The sequence below is a fragment of the Niallia sp. FSL R7-0648 genome (assembly GCF_038007005.1).
Taxonomy (GTDB): domain Bacteria; phylum Bacillota; class Bacilli; order Bacillales; family Cytobacillaceae; genus Niallia; species Niallia circulans.
Genome location: NZ_JBBOWE010000002.1, coordinates 108039 through 130273, shown reverse-complemented (window position 1 = coordinate 130273; position 22235 = coordinate 108039). Strand labels below are relative to the sequence as shown.

General features: G+C 34.7%; 21 protein-coding genes and 1 pseudogene. 15 read left to right on the top strand and 7 right to left on the bottom strand.

All coding sequences use genetic code 11. The annotated features are described in order from the left end of the window. Positions 1-16: 16 nt before the first annotated feature. Positions 17-1651 (top strand): chaperonin GroEL, encoded by a 1635-nt coding sequence (gene groL / locus NSQ89_RS20570; RefSeq protein WP_047943331.1) that lies wholly within the window; start codon positions 17-19, stop codon positions 1649-1651. An 82-nt stretch (positions 1652-1733) separates the two neighbouring features. Here groL and NSQ89_RS20565 read toward each other — a convergent pair whose 3' ends face one another. Next, positions 1734-2945, bottom strand: coding sequence for a site-specific integrase (locus tag NSQ89_RS20565; protein WP_341133229.1), 1212 nt, complete (start codon positions 2943-2945; stop codon positions 1734-1736). A gap of 170 nt (positions 2946-3115) precedes the next feature. On the opposite strand from NSQ89_RS20565, the gene NSQ89_RS20560 reads away from it, so the two are divergent. Both NSQ89_RS20560 and NSQ89_RS20555 read left to right on the top strand, forming a co-directional pair. Further along, a complete protein-coding gene (locus NSQ89_RS20560) occupies positions 3116-3361 on the top strand; it encodes a hypothetical protein (RefSeq protein ID WP_341133228.1) in 246 nt (81 codons plus the stop codon). Positions 3362-3421: 60 nt separating this feature from the next. Then, positions 3422-3562 (top strand): hypothetical protein, encoded by a 141-nt coding sequence (locus NSQ89_RS20555; protein ID WP_341133227.1) that lies wholly within the window; start codon positions 3422-3424, stop codon positions 3560-3562. Between the two features lie 142 nt (positions 3563-3704). Here NSQ89_RS20555 and NSQ89_RS20550 read toward each other — a convergent pair whose 3' ends face one another. Both NSQ89_RS20550 and NSQ89_RS20545 read right to left on the bottom strand, forming a co-directional pair. Further along, entirely contained in the window at positions 3705-4916 is a 1212-nt protein-coding gene (locus tag NSQ89_RS20550) for a site-specific integrase (protein WP_341133226.1), read from the bottom strand. Between the two features lie 2 nt (positions 4917-4918). After that, entirely contained in the window at positions 4919-5152 is a 234-nt protein-coding gene (locus NSQ89_RS20545) for a helix-turn-helix domain-containing protein (protein WP_341133225.1), read from the bottom strand. Between the two features lie 623 nt (positions 5153-5775). Here NSQ89_RS20545 and NSQ89_RS20540 point away from each other — a divergent pair. From NSQ89_RS20540 to NSQ89_RS20505, 8 genes and pseudogenes are all read left to right on the top strand, one after another. After that, on the top strand, positions 5776-6621 hold the full coding sequence (locus NSQ89_RS20540; RefSeq protein WP_341133224.1) for a MerR family transcriptional regulator: 846 nt from the start codon (positions 5776-5778) through the stop codon (positions 6619-6621). Between the two features lie 235 nt (positions 6622-6856). Beyond that, on the top strand, positions 6857-7756 hold the full coding sequence (locus tag NSQ89_RS20535) for an arginase family protein (RefSeq protein ID WP_341133223.1): 900 nt from the start codon (positions 6857-6859) through the stop codon (positions 7754-7756). A 37-nt stretch (positions 7757-7793) separates the two neighbouring features. After that, positions 7794-8222 carry a DMT family transporter gene (locus NSQ89_RS20530; protein WP_341133222.1) on the top strand — a complete coding sequence of 143 codons (429 nt, stop codon included), beginning with the start codon at positions 7794-7796 and terminating at the stop codon, positions 8220-8222. 12 nt (positions 8223-8234) lie between these two features. Then, positions 8235-8543 (top strand): annotated as a pseudogene (locus NSQ89_RS20525) (DMT family transporter); the annotation flags it as partial. Between the two features lie 115 nt (positions 8544-8658). Continuing rightward, positions 8659-9954: an IS110 family transposase gene (locus NSQ89_RS20520; RefSeq protein ID WP_341132193.1), complete on the top strand. Its 1296-nt coding sequence runs from the start codon at positions 8659-8661 to the stop codon at positions 9952-9954. A gap of 400 nt (positions 9955-10354) precedes the next feature. Continuing rightward, positions 10355-10543 (top strand): DMT family transporter, encoded by a 189-nt coding sequence (locus NSQ89_RS20515; RefSeq protein WP_445668975.1) that lies wholly within the window; start codon positions 10355-10357, stop codon positions 10541-10543. Beyond that, a complete protein-coding gene (locus NSQ89_RS20510; RefSeq protein ID WP_341133221.1) occupies positions 10544-11527 on the top strand; it encodes an NAD(P)H-dependent flavin oxidoreductase in 984 nt (327 codons plus the stop codon). A gap of 73 nt (positions 11528-11600) precedes the next feature. Continuing rightward, positions 11601-12497: an arginase family protein gene (locus NSQ89_RS20505; RefSeq protein WP_341133220.1), complete on the top strand. Its 897-nt coding sequence runs from the start codon at positions 11601-11603 to the stop codon at positions 12495-12497. Between the two features lie 482 nt (positions 12498-12979). On the opposite strand, the gene NSQ89_RS20500 is transcribed toward NSQ89_RS20505, so the two are convergent. The 4 genes from NSQ89_RS20500 to NSQ89_RS20485 all read right to left on the bottom strand — a co-directional run bounded on the left by NSQ89_RS20500 (position 12980) and on the right by NSQ89_RS20485 (position 16543). Beyond that, positions 12980-14608 (bottom strand): recombinase family protein, encoded by a 1629-nt coding sequence (locus NSQ89_RS20500; RefSeq protein ID WP_341133219.1) that lies wholly within the window; start codon positions 14606-14608, stop codon positions 12980-12982. After that, positions 14592-16022 (bottom strand): recombinase family protein, encoded by a 1431-nt coding sequence (locus tag NSQ89_RS20495; protein ID WP_341133218.1) that lies wholly within the window; start codon positions 16020-16022, stop codon positions 14592-14594. Before NSQ89_RS20495 ends, NSQ89_RS20500 begins: the two co-directional genes overlap by 17 nt. Positions 16023-16032: 10 nt before the next feature. After that, complete coding sequence (locus tag NSQ89_RS20490; RefSeq protein WP_341133217.1) at positions 16033-16203, bottom strand: hypothetical protein; 171 nt, start codon at positions 16201-16203, stop codon at positions 16033-16035. 154 nt (positions 16204-16357) lie between these two features. Continuing rightward, positions 16358-16543, bottom strand: a complete 186-nt coding sequence (locus tag NSQ89_RS20485) for a hypothetical protein (protein WP_341133216.1) — start codon at positions 16541-16543, stop codon at positions 16358-16360. 414 nt (positions 16544-16957) lie between these two features. Between NSQ89_RS20485 and NSQ89_RS20480 the strand changes: the two genes are divergently transcribed. The 4 genes from NSQ89_RS20480 to NSQ89_RS20465 all read left to right on the top strand — a co-directional run bounded on the left by NSQ89_RS20480 (position 16958) and on the right by NSQ89_RS20465 (position 22218). Continuing rightward, complete coding sequence (locus tag NSQ89_RS20480) at positions 16958-17161, top strand: hypothetical protein (protein WP_341133433.1); 204 nt, start codon at positions 16958-16960, stop codon at positions 17159-17161. Between the two features lie 44 nt (positions 17162-17205). Then, positions 17206-18801: a hypothetical protein gene (locus tag NSQ89_RS20475; protein ID WP_341133215.1), complete on the top strand. Its 1596-nt coding sequence runs from the start codon at positions 17206-17208 to the stop codon at positions 18799-18801. 274 nt (positions 18802-19075) lie between these two features. Continuing rightward, positions 19076-20830 (top strand): ATP-dependent nuclease, encoded by a 1755-nt coding sequence (locus NSQ89_RS20470; protein ID WP_341133214.1) that lies wholly within the window; start codon positions 19076-19078, stop codon positions 20828-20830. Beyond that, on the top strand, positions 20827-22218 hold the full coding sequence (locus tag NSQ89_RS20465; RefSeq protein ID WP_341133213.1) for a UvrD-helicase domain-containing protein: 1392 nt from the start codon (positions 20827-20829) through the stop codon (positions 22216-22218). The genes NSQ89_RS20470 and NSQ89_RS20465 overlap by 4 nt, the downstream gene beginning before the upstream one ends. Positions 22219-22235: the final 17 nt, after the last annotated feature.

Here is a 22235-nt window from a genome sequence, read left to right as displayed (position 1 = left end):
GAGGAGGTTTTTCAAAATGGCTAAAGATATTAAATTTAGTGAAGAAGCTCGCCGTGCAATGCTGCGTGGGGTAGACGCTCTAGCAGACGCTGTTAAAGTAACGCTTGGACCAAAAGGACGTAACGTGGTTCTTGAAAAAAAATATGGTTCACCACTTATTACAAATGATGGTGTAACAATTGCAAAAGAAATCGAATTAGAAGATGCATTCGAAAACATGGGTGCAAAACTAGTTGCTGAAGTAGCAAGCAAAACAAATGATGTTGCTGGAGACGGTACAACAACAGCAACAGTTCTAGCACAAGCAATGATCCGCGAAGGACTTAAAAACGTTACTGCTGGAGCTAACCCAATGGGTATCCGTAAAGGGATGGACAGAGCAATCTCAACTGCGATTGAGGAATTAAAAGCTATCTCTAAACCAATCGAAGGCAAAGCTTCTATTGCACAAGTTGCTGCTATTTCTTCTGCAGATGAAGAAGTAGGACAATTAATTGCTGAAGCAATGGAACGCGTTGGTAACGACGGTGTTATCACAATCGAAGAATCAAAAGGTTTCACTACTGAGCTAGACGTAGTAGAAGGTATGCAGTTCGACCGTGGATATGTATCACCTTACATGGTAACTGACTCAGATAAAATGGAAGCTGTTCTTGAAAATCCATATATCTTAATTACAGATAAAAAGATTACAAACATTCAAGAAATTTTACCAGTGTTAGAGCAAGTTGTTCAACAAGGTAAACCATTATTAATCGTTGCAGAAGACGTTGAAGGCGAAGCAAATGCTACATTAGTATTAAACAAACTTCGCGGTACTTTCACTGCAGTAGCTGTTAAAGCTCCTGGATTCGGTGATCGTCGTAAAGCAATGCTAGAAGATATCGCTGTTTTAACAGGTGGTCAAGTAATCACAGAAGATCTTGGCTTAGAGCTTAAGACAACATCTATTGAATCTTTAGGACGCGCTGCAAAAGTAGTAATCACAAAAGAGACTACTACAATTGTAGAAGGTGCTGGTTCAACAGAAGATATCCAAGCACGTGTAAACCAAATCCGTGTTCAATTAGAAGAAACTACTTCTGAATTTGACCGTGAAAAATTACAAGAACGTCTTGCAAAACTTTCTGGCGGTGTAGCAGTAGTGAAAGTTGGAGCTGCAACAGAAACAGAATTAAAAGAACGCAAACTACGTATCGAAGATGCTCTAAACTCTACTCGCGCTGCTGTGGAAGAAGGTATCGTAGCAGGTGGTGGTACAGCACTTCTAAACGTATACAATAAAGTAGCTGCTATCCAAGCAGAAGGCGACGAAGCAACTGGTATCAACATCGTTCTACGCGCGATCGAAGAACCAGTTCGTCAAATCGCATTCAACGCAGGTCTAGAAGGATCCGTAATCGTTGAGAAATTGAAAAACGAACCAGTGGGAACAGGATTCAACGCTGCTAACGGCGAATGGGTAAACATGATCGAAGCTGGTATCGTTGATCCAACTAAAGTTACTCGTTCTGCCTTACAAAACGCAGGTTCAGTTGCTGCTATGTTCTTAACAACAGAAGCTGTAGTTGCTGACAAGCCAGAACCAGCTGGTCAAGGTGCTGCAATGCCTGACATGGGTGGCATGGGCGGAATGGGCGGCATGATGTAATAAGTGCCTCCAACCCTTGATATGAGTGGGTTTGTAAGTAAGATGAGAGTGGTTTGCTAACATTTTGCTAACATTGAGGATATTAATCGAGGCTTCTCATAAGTTCACTGAACTTTTGGGAGGCTTCTTTTTTCATTTCTTGTGTAACGTGGAGATACACATTTTTTGTAATTTGATCATCGGAATGCCCTAATCGATCCATGATCTGTTCTAAAGCAACTTTAGCCTCGGCAAGAAGCGAGGTATGCGTATGCCGTAACGAGTGAGGTGTTAACTCAGGATTTAGGCCTGCAATTCTAAGCAGTCTCGCCATTCTATTTTGAACGGTCTTAATGACGATAGGATATCCGTATTGTCGTTCCATTTTGGCAAAGATAAAGTCTTTATCGTAGTAATCGTCCCCTAGCCGTTCGATGACTTGATCTTGATCCCTTTTATGCTTCTTCAAAGCGTTAATCACCTCTTCATCCACAATAATTTTCCTTCTTGATTTTCTCGTCTTTGGTGTGACGAGCTGATAGTTCGTCGTATTATTATTGGGATTGTAATACGTTTTGGTAATGCTGACCGTATGATTCCTAAAGTCTACATCTTTCCACTTGAGAGCAACTAATTCGCCAACTCTGATTCCTGTGTAAGAAAGGATAAGAAACATCAAGTAATCATGTTCAAGGCCATGATCCTTAGCTGTTTTTAATAACAGGGCAAGTTCTTCTTTTTCAAGATAGTTTGGAATTTCTTCTTCTTCCAGTTGCTCAATCGTTTTCTTATCTTTTTTCAAATAAGCAAATTCGGTTGGATCTTTCTTAATCAGGTCCATTTCTAATGCTTTTCGGAAGATCATTCTACCTGTACGGTGGATGCCTTCCCGTGTACTATCAGAATATCCTTGATCTTTTAAATCATTTAGTGCATCCTGATATTTCCTTCCCGTAATGTCCTTCATTTTGAGGCGGGAAAAGTAGGGCAAGAGTTTATTGATTTCATGACGACGGACTCGAATGGTTCCGGGTTTAACGTCTTTTGCTTCACTATAAATAGGAAGCCACTCATTGGCAAATTCACAAAATGTTTGATCTGTTTCCTCTAAATACGTCCCTAGATTCAATTCTTGTAAGAGAGCAGCGGCAGCTGTTACAGCTTCTTCTTTATTTATAAAACCGCTTTTGGTCTTTTGCCTTCTCTTTCCGGTTTCCGGATCTATGCCGATGTCAATCACAAAAGCCCATTTGGCTCCACAAGTGCATTTTTTCTTCTTGCATGTACAGCCTCGTTTGTAAAAATGTCCTTTCATTGAATGTCCTCACTTTCTTTATTTTTTGTTACAATTGTCCATTATTTCCGCTTTGATAGTGAATAATTCACTTTGTTGCGATTGAAAAGTAAAAAGCATTTTATTTGTTTGGGTGTTAATGTTAAATTGTTAATTAAAGGGAGTCGAGCTTTAATTAGGAGTGAATGATTTTGGAAATAAATGACGCAAATCTTAAATTGACAAAAGTCCTCAATATTGTAAAAGGAACTTTAAAAGAACATAAATTATTCGACCAAATTATTATTGAAGAGCAAAAGGATGGCTTTTTCGTAAAATTAAAACCTAAAGAAAAACAGGAAAAAATAAATAGTTTTAATTCATTAGCTGGCACTGCTATATCTGCAGGAGAAGATATTAAACAACTTCTTGAGATGGTTAATCGAAAGGATGAATGAGTTACCTTTGTTGAAATGGAATTCTAGTAAAGAAAAGCATGAATAAAGGGGGTTTGAAAAGTGGATGAAAAAGACGAGGGTGTTTCCGAAGAGTTTAAAAGGGCTGTAGAAAGGCTATGTAAAGAATTAGAACCTAAAGATAAAGAAAATAATGCTTTATGGAAATTAGTTTCTGAAGTATGTAAATGGGATGAGGGATAAATTTGCTTATCCGCTTTTTAACATCCACATTCAATAGGATTCATTTAAACAGGATGATGACACTAATAAGCTTGGGTTGAGTAGTTCCTTTATGAAATTTTATGTATATTGAAAGCAAAGATGATTGCTTTCAAAGTTATAATTAAATAAGCCCTCGCATTAAATCACCAAATTTATCAGAGGCTTCTTTTTTCATATTGTCTGTAACATGAAGGTATACTTTTCTAGTAACTTCATCATCATGGTGGCCTAGTCGATCCATAATCTCTTCCAGACCTACTCCGGCTTCAGCAAGAAGTGATGTATGCGTATGGCGTAGAGAGTGCGGGGTAAGGTCTGAATTTAAGTCTACCTTATTTAATATCCTAGCCATTCTACCTTCAATAAACTTTATTAAGACTGGGTAGCCCGGATGACGATTAAGATTAGCAAACACAAAGCCATTGTCATTGTAGGATTTACCGAATCGAGTAATCATCTTTTCTTGCTCTTCTCTATGTTTTCTAAATGCTGCAATAACAACTTCATCTACTATGATTTTACGTCGAGATTTTTTGGTCTTAGGCGGAACTAATTGGTATTCTTTAGTGTTATTTTGGGGATTATAGTACGTTTTTGTGATCCGGATAGTATGTTTATTAAAATCTATATCCTTCCATTTGAGTGCTACTAGCTCCCCTACTCGCATACCTGTATAGGATAATGTAATAAAAATAAGGACATCCATAAAAAGTCCATGTTCGTAAACGGCTTTTAAGAACACTGCAAGATCTTCTTTTTCGAAGTATACAGGTAATTCTTCTTCATCTGATTCAATAATAATTTGCTCGTCTTTTTTTATATAGGCATTTGTTGTGGGGTCTATTTTAAGTATTCTTTTACTAACAGCCATTTTAAATATCATTTTTGCTGTAGTATGAACCCCTTCAATCGTAGTTCTAGCAAAACCTTGATCTTTTAAATCATTCAATGCGGATTGATACATTTCTTCATTGATGTTTTTAAGTTTTAAATGAGCAAAGTAAGGTAATAATTTTTTTATGTTGTATTGTCTTAGACGAATGGTTCCGGGTTTCGGTGCAATTCTTTCAATATAGAGTGGTAACCAATCATTAGCCCAATCCTTAAATAAAATATCTGACTCTTTAATGAATGTACCCTGATTTACTTCGGTAATTAAAGAGGCAGCAACTGCTTCAGCTTCCTGCTTCGTTTTAAATCCTCCCTTTGTGTGTTGTCTCCGTTCTCCTGTTTTTGGATCCTTTCCAATGTCAATAACGAAGGACCACTTTTTATTACAAGTGCAATTGTTAGGAGGACATTTGCATCCTCTTTTTGTAAAATGTCCTTTCATAATTATTGATCTACCTCACTTTTCTCTTTTAATCTCAAAATCCATTGTTTAAAGTCTGATTTTTCCACCCTTTTTGATGTGCCAATCGAAAAGTTGGGGATACCGCCGTGTTCTATTTGTGTTTGAAATAACTCATAGACTCTTCTTCTCGAAATACTGAGAAACTCCGCAATATGTTGTGCTGTAAGGGTATCTGGTAATGAATCCCAAGTTTTATACTTCTTTGTTGTTTGCATTTTATAGAAACCTCCGTAGTTATTTATGATTGAAAACAAAGAAACCGCAGATTTACTTAGCCCACTAATAATTGATTGGCTAAGTAACGTCTGCGGTTTTCGCTTGTTCAGTTACGATATTTGATTAAGTCTCACATAATATATTTTATCTTCGCATTTTCATATTCGAAGGGTTTTATTATAAATATTTTTTGGATTATGGCTAAATTTATTTTTCGTCCTATTGAATTGCTCTTCGTTTCCTTTTTTATTCTTTTTGAAATTATGATTGATCAACCGTAATACATTGTATCTTCGAAATTTCATATTTGAAGTCATTTCTTAAAATAATATGATTTCATCTAAACTTTCAATAAGATAAGTCTTCCACAAACCGGCCATTTAATGGAATAAGTGTCATGGGAAGAAGTTCTAGATGGAGAAGTATGGGAAAATGTAGATTTAAAACGTTAAGAGTATAAAGTTGGCTCTGTAATTTAAAAGTGAAATGATAGAGGTGAATTAAATATTACTTTGACATTATCCGATTTGTTAATTATATTTACGGTGTAGAGAGCTTGTAGCGTGATTATTGATAAAAGTATTTTGGGGAACTCCCTCTCTAATGAAAGGTTGCGGTTGCTATGGATGACTATTTTACAATCGGGGAGACTGCTCGTCTAAACAATATCTCGATTCAGACATTACGGTACTATGATAAGCTTGGCATTTTTAAACCTGACTATACAGATCCAGAGAATGGCTATAGATACTATCACATTAAGCAGTTTTTCTACTTGGACATTATTAAGTATTTAAAAGGTATTCAAACGCCACTGGAGGATATTAAGAAAAATATATTAAATAATCCTCATGATATGTGGGACTTTCTTGAAAATCAAGAAACGGTAATTGAAGATGAAATGAAGAGAATAGAATCGGCTAAGTGTTTACTTCAAAAAAGAAAAATGCAACTTAAAGAACAGCTAGAAATTTGTAGTAAAGAAAAAGGGACTATCTATTTTAGAGAAAAAGGTGAAGAAAAAATCTTAAAAGTTTCTACACCGTGTTTAAATTCAGATAGTGATCCGGGTTTAAATGCACGAAAATTGGCTAGTGTGCTGGAGGATAAAGGCTGTATCATCGACAATCATTATGGATATATCTTCGATTTGAAATCATACAGTGACATTGGCATTCACTATAACTATATGTACACAACTGTTTCTCAAAATGAGAATTTTGCGGTTGAATACCCGATTGAATTGGATGTCATTCCTTCAGGTGATTACGTATGCATATCGTTTGATTGGTCTTCTAAAGAAAAAAATTATGATTATTACTATAGTAAGCTTTTCGATTACATCAAGCAAAATATGATCCAAACGGATGATATTGTCTACGAAGTATCGCTTCCTACAAGCTATAGTTCTTTAAAAGAAGCGACGTTTCTTACTGAATTACGGGTAAGAATAATAAAGAATGCGTAACTTATGCTTCCTTTATGGATTACAACATATGGTTTTTAATTATCAACTAAAGTGAATAAAAACATTTCTTGACCCTATAGTTACTATAGGGTTTATTGTTGTTTGTAGCCACTCTTGGAAATTGTTCATCTACTCAGGTTCTTAGAGATAAATAAACTTCCGAATTGGTCAGCCTTGTATCTTTGACAAGTCATTACCAGTTTAGGTGACAGCAAATCATTTAGGAGGATTAGTTATGAGTACAGAGAAAAAGTTACGTTTATTATTTCCTCAATGGCAAGGTGGATACAACCCGCCTTACTTTTTAGGAGCAAAATTATTAAACTTTCTTGCACCAAATCAAAACGATATTCAGGAAGAAATCCCCGTTTCGTTAGATAATGAATTATATAACGAAAATGGGATCTTTGCACGAGGACCTTTACTCAAGCAGTTTGCCGATGCCAGTAAGGCACTGGAAAAACACAGTCCTGATCAAGTCATTGTTCTTGGAGGGGACTGTGGGGTTGAACTAGCGCCGATCTCTTATATGAATGAAAAGTATGATGGCGATATAGCTGTTCTTTGGGTCGATGCTCATCCCGATGTCGATAATAAATCCAATCAGAAAGAACACCATGCTCATGTTCTAGCTAATTTACTCGGTCATGGGGATGAGGAATTCGTCTCTTTAATTCCTAAACATCTAGATCCCCAAAATGTCTTGCTTGTAGGTTTAAATCAATGGCAAAAAACTGAAAAGGATTTGATTGATCAGCTTGAATTAAAAAGTGTACCGCCAGAAGAGATTACAGACAATAGCGAGGTTGTTTTAAGTTGGCTACAGTCGGTCAATGCTTCGAAAGTATTCATACATTTTGATTTGGATGTCCTAGATTTAACGGAATTCCGTTCTGTATTAGGGGCGAGACCTGATCTTTATATTGATACGTTAAAGAATGCAAAATCTGGAGCAACTTTTGAAACAATTATCAGGCTATTACAAGATGTTGCAAACCAACATGAAGTCATTGGTTTAGGAATTACAGAACATTTCCCGTGGGACTCTTACGCATTGCAAAATATGTTAGCCAGATTACCATTAATAGGTGATATAAATAAGACTGATAAACCGAAATTCAATTGGAGATTTTGATGAAATGTTTATAGTTTGTTAGGGAGGAAAGATATATTTGCGTTTATTATTTTACTTCGCTGCAATATTAGCAGGAGCGGCTCTCAGCTTTGAAGGAGCAATGTATGCTGAATTAGGTAATTCAATTGGAAAAATAGAAACGAGTTTCTACAACTTTTTTATAGGATCGATCATCGTAGGATTAATGTGGTTATTTTGGGGGAAAGGAAAACTTTCTAAAGTGAAAAGCTCACCAAAATGGCTCCTTGTCGGAGGAATATTGGGCGGAATATATCTCGCAATTATCGTAATGAGTGTACCTTTTGTTGGTGTTGGAATTACGATGGTCTCGGTCATCATAGGACAGCTTATTATGAGTATGGTCATTGAACACTATGGATGGCTTGGAAGCAAAGAAGCCAAAATTAACAAAGAAAAAATATTCTCAGTTGTGTCCATGACGATTGCATTATTTTTGATATTTTAGGGAGTGTTAGAAATAGGAGCCTATATGATTATCTTTACATTAATAGGAGGAATTCTCCTAAGTTCTCAATCCTCCATAAATGGAACTCTAGGTAGAAGGATTGGAACAATAGAAACTACTTTTCTTACCTTTATAACAGGAACGCTGTTTCTTGCCATTTTAGTTGTCTTCTTTGGCTCAGGAGGGATACTTAATCTATTAGAAGCGCCAAAATGGCAGTTAAGTGCAGCCCTTCTTGGGACGCTGTATGGATTACTAATCATTTTTGCTGTCCCGAAAATTGGCGTTATTGCATCTAATGTAGCTGCGATTACAGGGCAGCATTCCTGTAATAAGTGAAAATGCGGTTTGAAAGAAAAAAGACCTCTTGATAAGATAAATGTGTCCTAAGCCTGGCCAGCTAAAAGGGACAAAATATCTACTCGGAGGTCTCACTATGAATTATAACCAAAATCATAAAATAGCTCAAATCACACCTAAAACTCTAGTAATTGGTATTGATATTGCCAAACATCATCATGTAGCTAGAGCGCAGGATTATCGTGGAATGGAGCTAGGCTCTACTTGCTTTTTTGATAATACCCAAGAAGGATTTAAGACATTTATTGATTGGATTAATCAAATAAAAGAGTCATGCGAAATGGAGTCTGTCATTACTGGAATGGAGCCTACAGGCCATTATTGGCTTAATTTAGCTCATATTCTAAAGGAGGAACAGATTAAGTTCGTCACGGTCAATCCTTTACACGTCAAGCATAGTAAGGAGCTAGACGATAACTCTCCCACTAAAAATGATGTCAAAGACGCAAAAGTCATTGCACAACTAATCAAAGATGGTAGATACGCCGAACCAACGATACCACAAGGAGTTTTCGCGGAGCTGCGTGTGGCTAAGAAATTACGTGATCTATTAACTGTTGACTTACAGATTGTACAAGGACAAGTACACAACTGGATAGATCGATTTTTCCCAGAGTTCTTTACTGTTTTTAAAAGTTGGGAAGGGAAAGCAGCTCTTCATTTATTAAAGCTTGAAGCATTACCGGAAGAATTGGTTAGATATACAGAAGAAGAATTACTAGAATACCTTAGGCAAGCTGTGAAACGTAGTATAGGGATTAAGAAAATTCAAGCTTTAAAAGAAGCAGCCAATCGCTCGATTGGCATCCGACAGGGTGCCATGATGGCTAAAATGGAATTAAGAACCTTAATCCAAAAGTATGAACTCATTCAAGCCAAGTTCGAAGAGCTTGACCAAACTCTGGATACACTGCTTCAAGATATTCCAGGTGTTGATCAAATGTTAGAGATAACAGGTATTGGACGCGATACAGTGGCGGGTTTCTTCGCTGAAGTAGGCGATTTGAGTGAATATAATCATCCTCGTCAGATAACCAAACTGGCAGGGCTTAGCTTAAAAGAAAATACATCAGGTAAGCATAAAGGGAGGACCAGAATAACCAAACGTGGTCGAAAGAAATTACGAGCATTGTTATTCCGGGCATCTATGATTCTAGTAGCCAAGAACAAAGCCTTTAAAGCCCTACATCATTACTACACAACGAGACCTGACAATCCGTTGAAAAAGATGCAGTCTTTAATTGCTTTGTGTAATAAGCTCATCCGCATACTCTTCTCTATTGGTAAGAAACAGTTTGTGTTTCAAGAGGAGAAGATGTTGAAGGACATCCCACATATGCATGCATTTATCCAAGAACCAATAGCAGCTTAATCACTATAAAACTAACTTTTATCGACTAGATTTGAACAGATGAACAGACAAAATCAGCATGGGATTAGTCGGCAACGCAACTAACGTAAGGACAAGATCCTGTAGGGCAGCATGACCGACATCCACCTTATGGAAAGGTTGAACGAAGGAATGTAGGAGCGTAGACTCTGTGAGACTTGGGAGGGTAGACCTCCATAAGATATGTGGACATCCATTGGTGCGTACATACCTATTTATCCAACTTTTTGAAATGAACCGAAGGTTGGCTAGTTTCTTGCGCTCATTTTCTTTGTAAACTGCTTATTTATGATCTTTTCACACTAACTGAATCTATAAAGTTAAACAAGTTAGATAGCAATATGGAGAAAAACTGCGTATTTAAGAGATAAGTGTTTGTTTATTGAGGGAGTTAGTAATTAGCTTAATTATTGATCACTACGGCTGGTTTAATAGTATGGTAATTCCATTAGATACAAACCGACTACTTGCAGCTATTTTTATGATGATTGCACTTTATTTTATTTATAAAGGAAATAAGATCGGCAAGACAGAGCCGTCCACTAAAACATTAAATAACGAGGTGTCTTGAATGGGAACAATGCAAATTAACCTTAGTAATAAAATACAAGAATCGTTAAATATTCAATATCCAATTATTCAAGCTGCTATGAACTGGATAACAGATGCAAAATTTGTTGCAGCTGTTTCTAATGCAGGAGGAATGGGTGTTATTGGTCCAAACGCAGGACCAGTTGAAGATACTCATTTAACATCTACAGAAAAACTCCGTAATGAGATACGAAAGATAAAGGAACTGACGAATAAGCCCTTCGCTTTAAATATTTTCTTCCCTCCAAACGGTGATCTTCAAACAGAGAATCACTCACAGAAGTATTTAGATGTCGCTTTTGAAGAAGGGGTTCAGTATTTCGTTTCCGTTGGTGATGTTAATGAAAGATTGATTAAATCAATCAAAAATCAAGGTGCTAAATTAATTCTTCGTGAATTAACCCCAACCGTAGAAGGGGCGAAGTTAGCTGAATCTTTAGGAGCCGATGTTATCATAGCAACAGGTTATGATGAGGGAGGATGGATTCCGCAAAATGGAGGAATAGGTACTTTCTCAATCGTGCCAACAATAGTTAATGCTGTGAATATACCTGTTTTAGCAGCAGGTGGAATTAATGATATTCAAGCTGTCCGTGCAGCTTTAATATTAGGAGCGGATGGTGTTTATGTTGGAACACGTTTTGTCGTATCTGAAGAATGTCCAGCTGCGGATAAAACGAAGCAAGATATCATCAATTCTAGTGGTTCAGATCTAATCTTAGTTTCCGATAATCAACGTTCCACACCAAACAATTATGCGAAGAAGTTGGAGCAAATGCGTTTAAATGGTTCTTCCAGTGATGAAGTCGAACAACTAATTACTCAAGGTGGAGGTCTTCTTCCCGGAATGAGATTAGGAAACTCTAATGAAGGGATAGTAAGTGTAAACACTGCTATTGATAGAATTAAAGAAATCAAAAGTGTTAAAGGCATAGTTGATGAATTGATGGAAGATTTCCAATAAAAAAGCAGCATCATGCTTTTTATCACAAAACGGATTGAAATGAATCATATGTAAAAACAAGGAGAAAATATTTATGAAGACTTTAAGATTGTTATTCCCACAATGGCAAGGTGGTAATAATCCTCCATACGTTTTAGGAGCATACTTATTAAACTGGCTTGCTCCGAAATCTAAGGGACCCTTTGAAGAGGTTCCCTTAGATGAAAATCCTAATTTAGATGTTGATAAAGGGATTTTTGCAAGAGGTAGTATTCTGAAGCAAGCTAAAGCTGCTAAGGAACTTATATTAAAGCATTCTCCCGATAACATAGTTGTCTTAGGTGGAGATTGTAGTGTTGAATTAGCTCCTTTTGCTTATCTGAATGAAAAATATGATGGAGATACAGCTATACTTTGGGTAGATGCACATCCTGATGTATCAATTCCAGAAGATTTTAAGTTTCATAATGCTCATGTTTTAGCAAATCTACTAGGCATAGGTGATTCTGAATTCGTTGACGAGGTTCCAAGAGCTTTTCATCCTGAACAAGTTTTGTTTGTAGGGTTAAATGATATGTTGGATGCTTTAGACTCACCGCCTTTAAAAAAGATGAAACTTGATGCACTATCACCAGAAGACATAAAAAAGGATAGCTCTAAAGTTCTTAAATGGTTAGAAGAGCGTAATCCTTCTAATGTTATTATTCACCTTGATCTAGATGTTTTAGATATGAAGGAATTTCGTTCTATTTTACCTGCTAAAGCGGATTGGTTTTTAGAATACAAAGATAAATTCCCAAAAGGTTCAAGTGTTGAGACAATAATCAGGGTGTTGCAAGATGTAGGGAAACAATACAAAGTTGTCGGGGTAGGTATTACAGAGCATATCCCGTGGGATGCGCTTTATTTACAAAATATGCTTTCTCGTTTGCCATTGATCGGGGACTTTAAGAAGAACGATAGACCAAAATATAATAATCCATTTGAATAAATTCTAGAAGCGTAACTCAGATTTAAAAGAGTTGTGCTTTGTTATTATGACGTGACACTGTTTTCAATCGGATCAATTATTCTTCAACAATACCAGCTATTTGAAGAATTTATTTTAGTTAGTGTTTTTATTGCTGCGGTTTTATGAAAAATAGTTCTATCTTGATAAATTTGGGGGAGATTGGGAGGGAAAACGAATGGATTGACAATACCCATTTTTGTATCTAGGTATAAACATTCGGCAAAGTGGGCATAAAGATAATAAGTCTTTCGGTAATATAAGCATCGACGTATCCCTCGATAAGTACTTTACCGAATAAATATGAGAGGAAAGCCTTGATACCAATGGGTTTGCTGAATTTGTTAGCTGAAGTTTGGAATGAAACCGTCAAATGTTTCGGTATTGTGAGCAGTAGAATTGACTTTTTTTCGGTAAAGTAAGCACTGCTATATATTAAAAAACTGCTGTTTTGAAAACAGCAGTTATGCATATTTGTTATTAATGGTATTGATCACGTTTTCTATTTCGACAAAAGGTGTGAGCCGATATCCAATTGTTGTTTGATTATTTGTGTCAAAGTTGATCGTAATTTTCTCGACTGAAAGCAGTAAAAGTGAGCGTTGTTCTTCAAACGAGTAATGTTGGATATCCTGTTTAAATCGCTCTATTAACTCGTATAGCATTGGGTCATTGAGTTGGTATTTAATTTCTTCTTTAACAGCAAGACATTGTAGTTTCTGCCTTTCAATAGCAGCTATTTGTAATTCAAAGCTCTCTTTAAAATCTAGATAATATTCATGTTCTTCTTTAAGCATACTTAGATTGTATTTTAAAGACTCAAGCTGTTTTGTTGAATCTGATATCTTTACATTTAAAATTTTCTTCCATGCATGGAGAATCTTATTCGCTTTTTCAATATAATGCTTTAGTTCTCTTGTCCAGCGGGATGAAAAATCGCTTAATATCGTCTGATGTAATTCTTCCATTGAGGTTTTTTTATTGCATTTAGGACAACGATAATAATTATACTTTTTTGTTGAATTAGCAGGGGTAGCATTCTTGGCAACTAGCTTTTCTCCACAGTTTTCACAAATAACAATATCACGCAAAATAAAGGGACTATTCATTCGATCTTTGTTTTGTTTAAATTCGCGGAAAAACTGAGTGACATTCCATAAATTTGGGCCTATGAGTGCCTTGTGGTGATTTTTAATTAATTCAATCTCATCTAGTGGTTTCTTTTTACTACTATGATAGCTTGTACGAGAAAACCATGCTAAATCTCCAATGTACCAGTAGTTAGTTAAAATATACCTAATACTTGAATCTGACCAACCTTTTGCATCAGCGGATGGTGGAGGAATTGAAGCCTTTTCTAATAAATCAGCAATTTTCTTATCACTATAACCAAAGCTGTAAAGGTAAAATATGAATACCACTAAAACTGAGTACTCATTTGTTTCAATCTCATCATCAGTCAATGTTGATTTGTCATAACCAAAGGGATTACGTGAGCCGGGTCTTTGTGGAGTAGGAGAATCCTTAATAACACTTTTATGGTAATCATAACCCCTTTGTGATTTATTAACGACCTCTTCATGTGCATATGCAAGTTTAGCTTGAACATATGGGTTGTTTTCATCCCATTCGCCTTCTATTTGAGTTGAGTAAACTATAAAATTTGGCCGTGCTTCTTTAATAGGACCAAGAATATTTAGAACAAAGTCTTCAATTAATCTTGTTACACGGGATTCTTCATAAAAGATTGCTGCAGTAACATTTGAATTGCTTAAAACGTATTGTTTCATGTTAAGCATTACTTTACGTTTTTGAGCTGGAGTGTGATAAGCAGAAGTTGCTTCATCAATAAATAATACGACAACTTGAAATCCCTCTAATTTTGCTCTAGAGATGATCACTGATTCTTGCATTTCAAGTGAATGGCCGTATGACTGCTTATCGTCTGACCAGCGTACGTAGCCAGTCAGTATTTTTATCGGGTCCATATAAATATTAAATGGCAATGTTACTTGCTCATAATTTGTACGAGGACGATCTGTAATCAAGAATATGCCATTAGCGATATAGACGTATTTATGCTCGAAGCTCATCAAGATCACCTTTTTCAAAGTATCTACCGAATGTAACATGGTAAATTAGTGAATTATTGCTTACTTCAATTTTTGAAAAAAATAGATGGCATAAATAATACAAATCGAATCCTTGCATTTCCACAATCATATTGTCTTTAATCATTCGAATATGATCATTTATGCCTTTACGCGCCTCTTCAATTTTAATAATAATTATATGAATTTCCTTGATGTTTTCTTTAATTCTCCTAGAAGACTGTACTAATTTATCCAAATTGGCATTTGATTGCGATGAATAATTTTCGGTCATTTTCTTGTGAACTTTTTGCAAATTCCTATTTATTACTATGAGATTTTGCTCTTGTTCTGTCTGTAGTTGTCTTAAATAAGCCAATAAGTCTCCCTTTAATTTTTCAATAGAAATTGACCCTAGCACCACTTTTAAATGATTACTAATTAAATCGTTATATACATTAACAGGTAACATAAATTCTGCATGTTTCTTTTTGCAGACATAATAACTGCTTTTGCCTAACTCTGATGTTCTAAATGTCATCTCCTTCTTACAAATGCTACAGTGAGGGATGATGATTCCATGACTACTTGCAAGGGTGATGGCATCAAATATCTCATTTCTTAACTTTTTCAGTTTCGACTGATTGTCTTGGAAATCATCAAGTGTAATAATTGGTTCCACATGGCGTAGTTGTTCATATCCATATAATGTTTCCATATGTCCTGAATAAAATGGATTTTGTAAATATCTTAGTAAATCATCATATTTTTTATTTTTAAGGATTTTCTTATATGTCAAAAGGATTGTAAACAAACTTTCGGCGTTTTCCACCTTTTTTACGGCAAGAAGAAATGCTTTTAATTCCCTTTGAACGTTATCATCTGGTACGTATTTCGTGTCCTTTTTTTTACCAAGTTTTTTATACCCGAAGATGTTTGATGGGTATTGTTTATTGGTGTCACTTCGTCTTCCAGAAATACTTTGGCCTTCCGTTTGTGCAAAAATCCCATACAAAGCTTCGATAGATAGTTTTTTCGAGAACGGTGGTTGTTTAGTTGAAGTGAAAATGACGTTTACATCGTATTGATAGAATTCTTTCACAAGTGCCACATATTCATAAAAGTTACGGGCTAATCTATCTCGACTATACACGATGATTGTTTTTATTAATCCTTGTTTTAACAATAATCGTAGCTCCTGTAGAGCAGGTCGCTCATCCATTGAAAGTTTGTTTGCAGATACATCATTGTCTTTTAACCAAATAACAGATTCCTGTTTATAGTTATGATTGTTTACATAAGCTTCTGCTAACAAAATTTGTTTCTGAATATCCTGCTGAGCAGAACTAACACGGCTATAGACGATAACAAATTCGTCATACAATTTCTTTGAATCAATATATTGTGGTATTTCCATAGTTAATCACTTACTCCTTTTCGGTAATTTGTTTGCTTTCCATAAGCAGCATCCCTTTCAATTTAGGATCTAAATCTAGCTGATCAATCAAGATTTTTTCCATTAAACGTTTAAGAAAATAATAGGATTCTGTTTGTAACTCTTCATTAAAAGTCACTTTGACTATGGGTTTTCGCGACATAAACATTCCTCCCGTCAGTAATACTTAAAATCTTTGACGGGACTGTGGAAATTTATACTAGTTGTTGTTTTTTAGAATATCCAATTCTAGTTGCAACTGGTAAGGATGGTCCTGTGTTTTACTCTTATCTATTGGTACGACCATAATCTTTGGCTCAATTTTTGGTACTTTTAGTTCTTGAAGTAATTTGAGAAGATTTTGCACTGTCAACTCTCCTTTGTTTAATGTAGTAATAATGAAATCGTTCAATGATAGCCTTCGAAACGCCTACTTCTTCGGAACAATCTAATACTTTATTAATCCACTGGGGATCTAACTTTTTTCGTTTTCGCTCTTCCATTTGAAAACCTCCAAGATAAACAAAAAAGCCCGCAGGACATGATTATCTAACAAGATAACATCATGTAACCTGCGGGCTTCGCTTGTTTGGTTACTTTATTAAATTTGAATTAACCGGTTAATCAGGATTCATTATATCTTGGGATTTCCTTCATTTTAATATAAAATCATAGTTTTTTTAAGATTTACAAAAGAAAAAGAAGAAATGCTAAAGGCACTTCTTCTTTCCTCTGACCTACAAATTGCACTAACGTGTATAGTATGCTCAACTAATAAAAATTCATACCAATCATTGTAAAAAAATATCTAATACAAAATTTCTGGCCCCTTATGAATAAAATTACAATTTGGTGTCTATTAATGTAAGCGAATAAATTATAGTAATTTTTAGAAGGAGTGCAGTATTTTGAAATTAGTGTATTTTAATGATACGGGGAGATTAGTGAAAATTCATCCAGCAACTCAAGCTCATGGCTGTGTTGTTAATAAAGAACCAATTAAACCCTTAGAGGAAAGGGAATTTATTCTGCCAGAAGGCACTTATGCTTGGATTAAGATGTGGGATTATGAGGAATTTGGATTAAGTATTTTGGTGTCTCCTATTACTGACAAATCGTAAAAAAAATCTATGAAACAATATTCCATTGAAAAGGAGATTAAATAGTGGGAACGTATATTAATCTATCAATGTTACCTAATAACATATCAAATTTGGAATGGGAAAAGGTTTATGAGGAAAGTTTAAAACTAGTTTATGCTTTTCCATTTGCGGATGTTGATAGACGTGAGTTTTGTGGAAGTAAATTACCTGTCTATGTTAAATCAGCAGAAAAAATCAATCCAGAACGGCATTGGTCTATAACAGGTGATTTGAAAAGTAAAAGATTTGCTGAAACATTTAAATTGTACAAGGATATCAGTCACTATCGATCCGTACAATTAGAAAGTACTGGTAATGACATTTTATTTGAAGAAGACCAATTGATAATTGATGTTTTTAATTCTAAAACACAGGGCTATGAATACCATCTGTACATATTGGCGATTGCAATGTTAATCGAAAGCCGTTTGCCGAATAATGCTTTGGTAAGTGGAAATATTGATTATGATCAATGTGTGAAGGCGAAAAAGTGGGCCGATCATTATCTTTTAGCACCAATTGAAATTCCTGTAAGAGTCGATGTGGACAAATTACTTTCCAGAACTGCTCATTTTAATAATGAAATGGAACAGATTCAATTCATTAATAAATGGTTAATCGCAGAACAGGAGGAAAAGTCAAGGATTTATTACAAACGCTTCTCTAGAAAGACATTTTTTGAGTGGTTTGGCAATGAATTAAAAGCATACTCTTCCCCAAATCAGCTTGGTGCATTGAAATTGTTAATTTATTATTTAAACATAGCTGCCGATTTAAATGGTTTACTCAATATCGTATTAAAATTTGAAAAAGGACCGCAATTTTCTGATTCGGAAGTAATCAGAGCTATTGCCAGAACATGGATCTGCTTGCAGAGGGAAAAATTCTCCTTTCTTGATTTATTTGCAAAAGTTGAAGGTCATCCGGAAATTGTTGAGCGGCAGTTCGGATCGGTCATGTTAGATATGATGTTTACTGGTCGGGAGATAAAAACATATATCCCATTAACTGAAGTTACGATAATCTTAGGAGAATATTTGCCTGATTCAGCAAGTGAAATTGAATCACAGTTAAAACAAGAAGTTGCTAAGGTTGAAGATCAATTGTCAGCCTTCCATAATCAAATCCTACCAGCTATTGAAATTAAGGAATCTTCCACTGAAGACAAAATGTACTTAGCTGACGAAGATGCTTTTCTATACTTCGATGGCAGTACAGTTATATTCACTGATGAACAAGAATTAACATTAAAAGCCATTGCATATAGTACTAGAAAATTTTTAAAACGAGAAGGCGAAGGGGCTTTAAAGGAATTTTTCTCTGCACCTTTAGAAAAATTAAAGCTGATTTTGGCTGCGTTTGTTAATGAAAAATATAATATGATACTTACGGAGGAAGCGTGGCAGTTGATAGATAAGACCGACGATCCCCTCTTGGTAAAGGTTTTACTAGCAAAGTTAATAATTGATGATGCGAATGATATTAAACATATAAAATCTCATTCGGATGTTCGAAAAGCTATGTTTGAAAATAAATTGCTTTTACTGAGGGTTGTGGAGTATATGGATGATGAAATGATCATGAAGGAAATTGAGAACATCGCTATTCAAACAGATTAAATTCTAAATATTGATTTAACAATTACATTCGAAAAATGCTAGGGTTACATGATATTATCAAAAAATAGTATCATTTAACCTGTAGCATTTTTTATTATTTGATAAGAATTGAAATAGGCAGAAACACGAAAGTATAGTTATAAAATTCCTTTAAGTAATTTTTCCAAAGGTGCAAGTATGGAAAAATTTGTAGAAATGTTGGAGAACTTATACAATTAAAGAAGGATCGAAATCTGAGTCGTATTTTTTTATATTTTGAAAAGGAGCAAGTGGTATGATAATTTCAAAAGTCCATATTCAGAATTATAAAAATTTAAGTGATGTTAATATTGAATTTAATAGACTGGTAATTTTTATTGGCGAAAATAATAGCGGTAAAAGTAATCTTCTTAAAGCAATTACTTTACCGTTTTTACATGATGAGATTGGCAACCTGAACAAAAATTTAGGTTGGCAGGATATAAATAATTCAGCTAAGGCTAGATATTTTGAATATATACAGGAAAATATTGAAGATATTAGAAAGGGAAGCGTAGATCTCCAGAGTTTTATTGATGTTATACCGTTTGTAATGGTTGAAGTTTCTTTTGAACCAGACGGTGCTGATGAGTACTATGTACACAAATGGGTCAATTCGATAGATAGTGAAAAGCCTCACTATGCGATTAGGTATCAGTTTTTTATTGAAAACCCGAATGAATTATTAGTACACATAGGCAAGGTTCTACAAGATACAGATTCAATTGATAATATAAAAATGAATTTACTGCCGATTGAGCTTTATAAATATTCAATTATCATACCATCTACAGGGGAGCAAGTAGCATATAGTGATCTCACAAATTTCAAATATAATTCTTTGGCAGCAGAACGTGACGATTTTTCAAATAAAAATACCCAACTTGGATCAAAAGCTTTAGTTAATCTTTTGCAGAATAAATTATCTGAAGATCAAAAAGTACAAGTTGAAAGATCATATGAGAAATTTTTTGCTGATTTAAAGGAAATTAGTAAAATAGAGGGTTTATTTAATTGGCAAGACGAGTCCGATTTAGAAAATGCTAAGGATTTTTTTGAGGAAATTACATTATTACCTAATATGCCTAGTATGAGTTCCTTGTTAAACAATGTCCGACTTGGTTTTGGAGACGAATATTTACATACTCAAGGTTTAGGGTATCGGAATCTAGTTTATCTATTTGTTATGATGAATTCGTTAAAAGTAAACTCTGATATCGCTTTAAACATTTTAACAATTGAAGAACCGGAGGCGCATTTATGTATAAGTAATGAGCTATTGCTTACCAGTTTTATAAATTCAATTGTAAAGTCTAGTAATCAAGTTCAATTGTTTATTTCAACGCATAGTTCAGTATTTTTAAATAAATTAGAGTTGGAAAATGTTGCAGTAGTTTCAGAGGGAGATGCTTTTTCACTAAAATCTGAAATGGAAACGAAGCAACTAAATTATTTAGCGAAAAAACCCAATTTGGATTTTTTAAAATTCTTATTCTCAAGGCGATGCATATTAGTAGAAGGACCGACAGAGGAATTGTTTATTAAGTCCTATATTAGCTCAAAAAACAAATCCTTGAACGATATTGAAGTAATTTCTTTGCATAAGGGTTTTAAAAAAATGTTAGACATTTGGTTGAAAGTGAATAAAAATTCATCACATAAACTTGGTATTATTAGGGATTTCGATAATCAGCAAAAGGCCAAAGAGGAACATGAAAAATATAACTCTTATCAAAACATTTGCGTAGCTACTACAGTGGAATATACTCTTGAGCCGGAGATTGTAAAAACGGGTTCTAACTTTGAAAAGCTTAAAAGTTATTTTATAAACAATCATGGTTGGGATAATGTTGATACACCAGATTTATTATCTGATAAATGGAGAGGTGCAAAAGCTGAAACAATGCTAATGTTTTGCAGTGATCTTGTAATTGATGAATTAGTAGATATTGAATTACCTCAACATATCAACAAAGTTTTGAAATTCCTACAGAGCGGTGAAAAAGAATGAAAATTGTAGTGGCTGGTGCAGGTGCAGGGAAAACAACTTCAATGGCTCAGATTGTATTAGAACGATTAAAAGAAGTAACTGACCAGAAAATTATTTATGTTGTTACATACACTAATGCAGCGAGAGATCGTGTAAGAGAAAAAATCGTTGAACTGAATGGTACAATACCCAAACAACTATTCATCGAAACCTTACATGCTTTCTTATTAAGAGAATTTATTTTTCCTTTTCATCATCTTATTTTTGAACAACAATATACAAAAGTAGCACATATTCAGCTGTCAGATAATGCCGGGTTCAAAGCTTCAAAAATTAAGGAACTTGCTACTAATAAATTTATTCATGTTGAAAAAGTTACTGAAACAGCAAAATGGATCATTTGTAAAAAATCTGGTGATAGAAAGATTAATAAAGAAAAAAGAGAAAAAGTATTATCTATTGTAACAAGATATCTCGATTCTGTCTTTATTGATGAGGCGCAGGATATGGACAAGCATCTAGTTGGAATTATGGGAGTCCTTAATGAAAGGGGAATTAAAATTCAATTAGTAGGGGATCCAAAACAAGATTTGCGCGGAAGAAATGCTTTCAAAGAATTGATTACTTGTAACAAAGAGCATGTTACATATATACCTGACAATCATAGATGTCCAATCTCCCACGTTATATTAGCTAATCATTTTGTTACATCAGAAGAGAAGCAGACCCCTCAGAGTGATATCTTTGGTAAATTAAATTATGCTTTTGAAAGTAGTGTTGAAGTAAGTAGGTTTATTACCTCATCTGATTGGGATTACGTATTTATATATAACAAGAATGAAAAATTTATGACTCATACTAATGATACTAATCTAGCAGAACAAAGTCTAACCTATGAACTTAGTTCATTAGTTAAGAGGTCAAATGTAAAAGAGAGTGAAAGAGATAAATTTGTTTACATCATAAAAAAGGCGATAATGAAGGACTTAGATAGAATAGGAAATTTCGCGATTTTTAATAGTTTAGAGAGATATTTGTCTGTTAGTTTGACTCGACAAGACAAGGGGAAGCTTGGAGCAGCGCTAGATTTAAATCGTGAAGTTCCAAAGGAAGAAGGCCTGCTGGTAAATTCAATAGATAGTGTCAAAGGATTGGAAGGTAATAAATGTTTATTTTTACTGACTACGGAATTGGCCCCCTACTTTTTTGGAGAAAATAAAGAGCAGAACAAGATGTTGAATTATTTATATGTTGCTTTAACAAGGTCTAAAGAGGAATTAATGATTATGGTCACAAAAGAAGTTGAGGAAAAATACGGTAGGGACTTTATAAATAACCAGCTCGGACTCTTAGGTTTTAAAGGTAATGTAAATAGTCTATATGGCAGTGAGAAGTTTGTTGAAATATAGTCTCAGTGAATAATCGT